Source organism: Paenibacillus planticolens (assembly GCF_013141725.1).
Taxonomy (GTDB): Bacteria; Bacillota; Bacilli; order Paenibacillales; family NBRC-103111; genus Paenibacillus_E; species Paenibacillus_E planticolens.
Genome location: NZ_WHNZ01000024.1, coordinates 1 through 751, shown reverse-complemented (window position 1 = coordinate 751; position 751 = coordinate 1). Strand labels below are relative to the sequence as shown.

1 protein-coding gene is annotated in these 751 nt (G+C 43.5%); it reads right to left on the bottom strand.

Features of this window, described 5'->3' with window-relative positions:
* A partial coding sequence (locus tag GC097_RS13395) for a metallophosphoesterase family protein (protein WP_171683803.1) occupies nucleotides 1–751 on the bottom strand: 751 nt, incomplete at both ends.

The window sequence follows — 751 nt, the reverse complement described above, 5'->3', positions numbered from 1 at the left end:
ACGGACCGTCGTCTTGATAACTGGAATAGTTCGAACCACCGGAATCGAGAAACGATGCCGCACCTTGATAGAGAGAACGTTCGTCGGTCGGGTCATATTGCGTATGACCTGACATATAGAACACCTGCGAAAAATTATTGTCGGCAATAAATTTACCGAAATTATTACTTGCGCCGCTGCTCCATGCCGATCCCCACACGGTTCCGCCTATCGGGTAGTGAGACATGGCAAGTATGGGTTTTTTCGGATCATAATCCGGTTCATTTCTAATTTCGTTGAGGTAATTGGTGGCTTTTCCCACCGTGTTACTGTTGTTAACATTTGCATCAAAACCAATCAGATTAAATCCTTTTATCTTTACTCTATAAGCACTATTAGAGAAATCGTTATTGTACGATTGCGTTGATTCGTTCCACGCGCCCGCCGTACCGTCAGGTACAAAGGCTTCGGAGCCGCCCATATCATGATTGCCTTTGACTACATATAACTTCGTCTTGTCAAATAAGCCCTCAGCTTTAAGTTTATTGTATACGGTTCTAAAACTATTCATCCACACATATTCATTGGCGTTGTTACCGCCAGTAATGTCGCCAGGCTGCACAATGACGTCGGCCTGCGGGAATACTTCCAAGTCTTTTCTAATATCTGCTTCCTGACGCGTATTTACAGCATTACCATCGTATTCCGGGTCGCTGCTATCCGCTATATTTAAATCTGCGGGAGTTAATGTTTTATTGCTTTTTTGATAGAT